At 62.4% G+C, this 7104-nt stretch carries 5 protein-coding genes and 1 pseudogene; 2 read left to right on the top strand and 4 right to left on the bottom strand.

The features are described 5' to 3' along the window. Together ACIPSK_RS28535 and ACIPSK_RS28530 are read left to right on the top strand one after the other, a co-directional pair. Positions 1–194, top strand: a pseudogene (locus tag ACIPSK_RS28535) (carbohydrate ABC transporter permease); the annotation flags it as partial. A 3-nt stretch (positions 195–197) separates the two neighbouring features. Beyond that, complete coding sequence (locus ACIPSK_RS28530; RefSeq protein ID WP_446533085.1) at positions 198–1313, top strand: ABC transporter ATP-binding protein; 1116 nt, start codon at positions 198–200, stop codon at positions 1311–1313. Between the two features lie 3 nt (positions 1314–1316). On the opposite strand, the gene ACIPSK_RS28525 is transcribed toward ACIPSK_RS28530, so the two are convergent. The 4 genes from ACIPSK_RS28525 to ACIPSK_RS28510 form a co-directional block, all read right to left on the bottom strand. Continuing rightward, positions 1317–3560, bottom strand: a complete 2244-nt coding sequence (locus tag ACIPSK_RS28525) for a glycoside hydrolase family 2 protein (RefSeq protein WP_162119133.1) — start codon at positions 3558–3560, stop codon at positions 1317–1319. Positions 3561–3813: 253 nt separating this feature from the next. Next, positions 3814–4725 carry an SMP-30/gluconolactonase/LRE family protein gene (locus ACIPSK_RS28520; protein WP_162119132.1) on the bottom strand — a complete coding sequence of 304 codons (912 nt, stop codon included), beginning with the start codon at positions 4723–4725 and terminating at the stop codon, positions 3814–3816. A gap of 95 nt (positions 4726–4820) precedes the next feature. Next, complete coding sequence (locus ACIPSK_RS28515; RefSeq protein ID WP_130675103.1) at positions 4821–5642, bottom strand: SDR family oxidoreductase; 822 nt, start codon at positions 5640–5642, stop codon at positions 4821–4823. Between the two features lie 237 nt (positions 5643–5879). Beyond that, the gene (locus ACIPSK_RS28510; RefSeq protein WP_162119131.1) at positions 5880–7067 is read right to left on the bottom strand and encodes a phytanoyl-CoA dioxygenase family protein; all 1188 of its coding nucleotides are present in this window, start codon (positions 7065–7067) and stop codon (positions 5880–5882) included. Positions 7068–7104 lie beyond the last annotated feature (37 nt).

Raw genomic sequence — 7104 nt, 5'->3', positions numbered from 1 at the left:
CTTACGCCGGCACCGGCGAATCCATGCCGATGACGGTGGCGCTGAACAATGTCGTCAACACCTCGACGGGCGTCGTCGAATACAATGTCAACATGGCGGCGGCGATGATCGCCGCCGTGCCGACGCTCATCGTCTATATCCTCGCCGGCCGCTACTTCGTGCGCGGTCTGATGGCGGGCGCTGTCAAAGGGTAATCCATGGCCTTCCTCGAAATCTCCGGTCTCAAAAAGCGCTTCGGCGCCGTCGACATTCTCAAGGGGATCGACCTCGAACTCGAAAAGGGCGGCTTTCTCGTGCTGGTCGGCCCGTCCGGCTGCGGCAAGTCCACCCTGCTCAACACCATTGCCGGGCTGGAGACGATCACCTCTGGCGATATCAGGATCGACGGGCGCGACATCAGCGGTCTGCATCCTTCCAAGCGCGACATCGCCATGGTGTTCCAGTCCTATGCGCTCTATCCGAACATGACGGTATCAGGCAACATCGCCTTCGGCATGGAGATCCGCGGCGTGCCGAAGGAGGAGCGCGCCAGGGCGATCGCCCAGGTCTCCGACATGCTGCAGATCGGCCATCTGCTCGACCGCAAGCCGAGCCAGCTCTCCGGCGGCCAGCGCCAGCGTGTCGCCATGGGAAGGGCGCTGGTGCGCAATCCGCAGGTCTTCCTGTTCGACGAGCCGCTCTCCAATCTCGACGCCAAGCTGCGCGTCGACATGCGCACCGAGATCAAGCGGCTGCATCAGCGCATGGGCACCACCTTCGTCTATGTCACCCATGACCAGATCGAGGCGATGACGCTGGCGACCAAGATCGCCGTGCTGAAGGACGGCGTGCTGCAGCAGTTCGGCACGCCGGCCGAGATCTATAACAGCCCCTCCAACATCTTCGTTGCCGACTTCATGGGATCGCCGGCGATGAACCTCTTGACCGCCACCGTCGAAAACGGCGCCGGCGGTCTCGAAGTCTCGCTGGAGCGGCCGAATGCCGCCCCGCTCAGGCTCCCGGTCATCTCAGGCAATCACGGCCTGACCGCCTATACCGGCAGACAGGTGATCTTCGGCATCCGCCCCGAGGCGCTGACCGATCCCGATGGCGCCGACCGCAAGGCGCGCGCGCTGACCGAGGGCGATTGCCTGATCGAGGTGGTCGAACCGGCCGGCTCCGACACCTTCGCCGTCACCAAACTCGGCGGCAAATCCGTCGTCGCCCGCCTGCGCGCCGATACCGGCATCGCTCCCGGACAACAAACCCGCCTGGCCTTCAATCTCGACAAGGCCGTGTTCTTCGATCCGGCGAGCCAGGTCCGGATTGGGTGAGGGTCAGGCAGCCGTGACACCGAGTGTCACCGGCGCGAAACGCGTGGAGACCGCTTCGACGGTGATCTCGCCAGTGAACCCCGTCGCCTCCAGCCAGAAGCCGGCGGTGCCGCCCTGCAGCGGCACATTGGTCGGGCCGACGATCCTGGCCGGGCCGTGAACCTTCAGCGAAATGCTGTCGTTCATGAAAGGCAGGCGCTGGCCGCGCTGGTCGAGGGCGCGGATGATGACGCGCGTGCTGTCGCGTTCACGGGCCTTCAGCGTCGAGCTATCGGCAACGACTTCCAGTGTCGTCGGCAGCGGATCGGCCGCCAGCGTCAGGCTGGCCACCGGCTCGCCGCCGATATAGCCGGTGAAAGTGCCGTCGATCCACTCGAGACCCCAGGTGCCGAGCTCATCGGCGGTGAAGTGCCGATGGTCGAGCACGACGGGCGGATGCGGCAGATGCGGATAGTTCTCGCGGTCCGGACCGATGCGCTTGCTGAGCGAGCCATATTGCAGCTCCACCTCGTCGCAGTTGGTCAGGATGATCAGCGGCAGCACGCCGCCGATATTGCGTTCGCCGCGCGCCCAGAAGGTCACCGGCTGCATGACGATCTCCTCGGAAGGGTCACACTGGCTGATATAGGCATAGGCCGCGAATTTCGGCTCGCGGAACATGTCCATCACGCCGTGATAGCAGATGCGGTCGCCGGAGCCGAAATCCTTGTGGGTGTTGTAATCGAACATGCACCAGCCGATGGCGCCGGATATATCGGGGTCGCCATAGGCGGCATTCAGCACTTCCAGGTGACGGCGCACATGCTCGGCCTGGCGCTGCTCCTGGTCATAAATCTTCGTCGGGTGCATGTGGCCGTTGAACTCGGTGATGAGGTACGGCACCTTATGGGACAGTCCGGTATTTTCCTGCTGGGCGCGCAAGGCGGTGCGCGGGCGGTTGGCGCCCGGCAGCTCTTCATTGCCAAGGATGAAGTCGTTCATCGTATAGACGTCTTCGAGCAGCTCGCTCTCGGTGAGATAACGCACGCCGCCGGTCTGGCGGGTGCTGTCGAGTTCACGGGCGAGGCGATTGGTCTCGGCGTAGAAATCGTGATTATCCTGCGACTCGTTGATGCGCACGCCCCAAATGATGATCGAGGGGTGGTTCCAGTCGCGCTCGATCATGCGACGAACGTTCTCGATCGATTCCTGCTGCCATTCGGCATCGCCGATATGCTGCCAGCCAGGGATCTCTTCGAAGACCAGCAGGCCGATCCCGTCGCATCGGTCGAGGAACCATTTCGACTGCGGATAATGCGAGGTGCGGACGATATTGCACTTCAGCACCGTCTTCATGATGTCGGCGTCACGCTCTTGGGCGGAGCGGCCGGCGGCATAACCGACATAGGGGAAGGCCTGGTGACGATTGAGGCCGCGCAGCTTCAGCGGCTTGCCGTTCAAGAGGAAACCTTCCGGCGTGAATTCGGCAGTGCGGAAGCCGATCCGGGTGGAAAGACGGTCGGAGCCGTGTTCAGTCCTGAGCTCGACGGTGACGTCATAGAGCGTGGGATCGGTGATGTCCCAGAGAGCGATGCCGGTGAGGCCGCCAAAGGAGAGCGTGGTGCGGCTGCCGATCGTTTCGGTTGCGGCAGTGGCGACCACCGTGCCGTCGGCCTGTTTCAGCGTGGCGGTGACGGTCGCCGAGAAGCTGCGGCCCTCGGGGTTGGCGATGTCGACGCGTATGGTCGCCGATTTCTCTGGGCGAAGAACGTCGGTGGTTTCGATCTTGAGATTGCGGATCGAGACCGGGTTGGTGACCTTCAGCCAGACGTCGCGGTAGATGCCGGCATAGGTCAGATAATCGATGCGGCCGCCGAAAGGGGGAATGTCAGGGTTTTCGCTGCCGTCGATCTTGACGGTGACGAGGTTCTCGCCTTTGACCAGCTTGCCGGTGAGGCGGGCCTCGAAGGGCGTGTAGCCGTCCTTATGGGCAATGATCTCTTCGCCGTTCAGATAGACGACGCTGTCGGCCATAGCGGCATCGAAGACGAGCGAGATCTCACGGCCCTCGAATTCCGGCAGCCAGCGCAGCACCTTCTGATAGGTGAAGGCGCGCTGATAGCTGGTCTCATCGAAATAGCTGAAGGGCAGTTCGACGGCGGTATGCGGCAGGCTGACCGACTTGGCGGCATCGAAAGCTTCGAGCAAACGCTGGCCGAAGCCCTCATGGAAACTCCAGCCTTCGTTGAAGGAAACGACGGAACGCATGTCAGGCTCTCCAGGTTGCGGCATCAAGGACGGTGCGGCGCCCTTCGGCGCATGAAAATTGGGTCATAATATTCCTCCTTGATGCAATCGATATGCTCGCCACCAGAACCGGATGCGGTCAGAAAACCGCTCACAAGTTTCGGCATCAGGCTCTGAGGCGCGCACATCGAATCTCATTCGTGTGACGCGCTTTAGCTTTTTTTACGGAACTCGTCATCCCGGAACGGCGATCTTGAAGCCGGCGCCCTGATCCTCACGGATATTGTGCGCCGGTCGTTTTGATGTAAATCGAATAGACCGAGCGCGTCGCGGTGATGAAGAGCCGGTTTTTCTTGGGGCCGCCGAAGGTGAGATTGGACACCGTCTGCGGCACCCTGATCTTGCCGAGCAGGGTGCCGTCCGGCGAAAAGCAGTGTACGCCGTCGGAGGCACTCGTCCAGAGATTGCCGGCGACATCGAAACGAAAACCGTCGGGATGGCCGACATCGAGGCTGCAGAAATAGCGGCTGTTGGCAAGCGCCCTGCCGTCGACGACGTCGAAAACGCGGATATGGCGCGGCACGTCATGTTTTGCGGAGCCGGAATCGGCAATATAAAGCTTCGTCTCATCGAGCGAAAAGGCAAGGCCGTTCGGCTGGATGAAATCCTCGACGACGGCGTCGATCGCGCCGCTTAAGGGATCGATCCGATAGACATTGCGCGTCGGCTGCTCGGGCTCGGCCTTGTGGCCCTCGTAATCCGACAGGATGCCGTAGGTCGGATCGGTGAACCAGACCCCGCCGTCGGAGTGCACGACGACGTCGTTCGGCGAGTTCAGCCGTTTGCCTTTGTAGCTGTCGGCGAGAACGGTGATGGTGCCGTCCGTCTCGGTGCGGGTGACGCGGCGGCCGCCATGTTCGCAGGAGACCAACCGGCCCTGCCGGTCGCGGGTGTTGCCGTTGACGTAGTTGGAGGGCGAGCGGAAGACGGAGACCGTCCCATCCGGTGTCCAGCGCATCATCCGTTCATTCGGGATATCGCTCCAGAGAAGGCAGTTCAGGTCGGAAAACCAGACCGGGCCCTCCGTCCAGCGGCAGCCGGAATAAAGCTCCTCGAGGGCGGCGCTGCCGATGACCATTGCACCGAAGCGTTCGTCGCGGGTCTCATAAATCGGATTGTCGCCCATGCCAGTTTCCTCCCTGAATGCTGCCGTTCTTTTCCTAGCGGCAAAAACCTGGAGGTGCCAGAGCCCGGCGATGGAAATGCCGGGCTCCGGTTTCGTCAGAGCGCCGCGACCGGATGCGGCGAGCCGTCGTAAGCGCCCCAAATCGACTGGTCGAAACAGATGACCGAGCCGGTCATCAGGCCGGATTCGGAAGACGACAGGTAAGCGCAGGCGCGCGCCACCTCGTGCGGATCGACGAGGCGGCCGAAGGGCTGGCTTGCCGCCGCCTTCTCCAGCCAGTCGGCGGGGGCATCGTGATATTCACGCTGGATCCGGTCCTCGCCTTCGGAGGCCATCCAGCCGATGTTCAGACCGTTGACGCGGATGCGGTTGCGCAGGAGCGCGTAGGCGGTGTTCTTCGTCAGCGTTTCCAGCGCGCCCTTGGAGGCGCAATAGGCGGCGATGAAGGGCTGGCCGGCTTTGGCCGACATCGAGCCGATATTGACGATCGTACCCTCGATGTTTTCGCGGCGCATGACCTTCACCGCCTCCTGCATCAGGAAAAACGGCGCGCGAACATTGACGGCGAACATGGCGTCGAAGAGCTCCGGGCTGGTATCGAGGATGGTGCCGCGATCGGTGATGGCGGCGGCGTTGACCAGCGCGTCGACGCGGCCGAAGGTCTCGTCACAGGCGCGCACGACATTCTGTGCATCCTCGACCTTGCCGAGGTCGGCTTTGACGTAGACGATCCTGGCGCCGGTCGCAGCCGAAATTTCCGCCGCCTTCGCTTTGCCCTTGGCTTCGTTGCGGCCGCAGATGACGATGCCTTCCGCGCCGCGTTCGGCGAAGAGACGGGCAATGGTTGCGCCCAATCCTTGCGTGCCGCCGGTGACGATGGCGATCTTGCCGTCGAGGCGGCCGTGGTCTGTGCTCATGTGGTTCCTCCATGTGTAATTGATTTGCGTGGCCTCCCGCCGGTTCGGGAGGCTGTTATGTCCGTGCGGATGCCCCCTCATCCGCCTGCCAGCACCTTTGGGTTGAGCCACCGGTCTCAACCCGTCCTTCGGACCCCCGCTGGGGAGAAGAGATTCGCGGCAACGTCTCGATTTCCCCTTCTCCCCTCGGGGAGAAGGTGCCGTAGGGCGGATACAAGGGGGCTCCAGCCTCCCAAGTTAGCTCAACTTCTTGTTGGTCTGCTCGGCAAGTGCTGCCGCAAATACTTCAGCGCTCCAGCCTTCCTTTAGCGCCTCATGCATCAGCTGCGCCTGTGTCTTCGGCGCGAGGCCGCCGAGCGGAGGGTCGCGGTCGAGGTTGGTCGGGAAGGAGTAGCCCTCGGAGCAGGCGGCGACGGCGTTGGCAATTTCGTCAGGTGAGAGCCTTCCCTGCAAGGCCTTCAAGGCGGGAAACAGCCTGGCGCTCATCCTCTCGCGGTTGACGGTTTCCATTGCCCGGCCGAAGGCGGAGGAGATCTGAAGGAGATTGGCGACACGTTTGATATCGGCCGAGTGGTTGGTGCCGGCGGCATGGAAGAGGGCGGGATTGAAGAAGACGACGTCGCCTTTTTCGAGCGGCAGCTGGACATGGTTGGTCTCGAAATAATCCCGGAACTCCTGCCGCTTCAGCGCGAGATAGCCCGGTACATAGGTCTGACTGTGCGGCAGGAAGAGTGTCGGACCGCTTTCGAGCGGCATATCGCAATGGGCGACCGCACCCTGCAATGTCAGCACCGGCGAGAGCCGATGCACATGTGCCGGGAACTGCTCGATCACCTTTGAGGACTGAAAGCCGAGATGGTAGTCGCGATGCGCCGCCTGCGCTGCGCCGCCCGGATTGACGCGATTGACCTGCGCCGTCATCTGGTAGCTCGGACCGAGCCAGGCTTCGCTGGCCAGCGCGATAATGGCGTTGCCGTAATATTCAGCAAAATTTGCCGGATCGGCGAGGCAATGTTTTTCCAGCGAGTTCCAGATACGGTCGTTGGCACCGGGCTTGGCGAAGTGATCGCCGCCGCCGGTTGAGGTGCGATGTTGTTCCTCGATGATCGCATCGAAGATCGTGCTGGCGCGGTCGATGATGCCGGTGTCTTCGTAGGCGCGTTTGAACACGACGACACCAGGACCCTCGCCGAAGGCGTCGCAGATTTCGGCTAGCACGGCGCGTCGGCCTTCTGGCGTTGCGGCCGCCATCATGACCTTGCGGCTGTCATAGATCAGCACGTTTTTTTCGACTGCAGACGCCGAGGGGTAATCGGCAAGTGCCGTCGTCTTTTCTGCAAGCGCGCGAAACTCATCGAGATCGCAGGCGTCTTCGCTCAGCCAGACGCGGTCGGCGCGCAGTTTCTGCTGGTTGTCGGTCTTCATGGCGGGCTCCTCCCTCGTTCCAATGGAGGCACTATAC

Source organism: Rhizobium sp. LARHSG275, from assembly GCF_052871115.1.
Note: the sequence above shows the minus strand (reverse complement) of the source record. Positions and strands in the feature narration are given on the sequence as shown.

What these genes read in the sequence shown, in the direction of transcription:
- ACIPSK_RS28530 (WP_446533085.1), top strand. Translation starts at nt 198, where the DNA reads ATGGCCTTCCTCGAAATCTCCGGTCTCAAAAAGCGCTTCGGCGCCGTC.
- ACIPSK_RS28515 (WP_130675103.1), bottom strand. Translation starts at nt 5,642, where the DNA reads ATGAGCACAGACCACGGCCGCCTCGACGGCAAGATCGCCATCGTCACC.
- ACIPSK_RS28520 (WP_162119132.1), bottom strand. Translation starts at nt 4,725, where the DNA reads ATGGGCGACAATCCGATTTATGAGACCCGCGACGAACGCTTCGGTGCA.
- ACIPSK_RS28525 (WP_162119133.1), bottom strand. Translation starts at nt 3,560, where the DNA reads ATGCGTTCCGTCGTTTCCTTCAACGAAGGCTGGAGTTTCCATGAGGGC.
- ACIPSK_RS28510 (WP_162119131.1), bottom strand. Translation starts at nt 7,067, where the DNA reads ATGAAGACCGACAACCAGCAGAAACTGCGCGCCGACCGCGTCTGGCTG.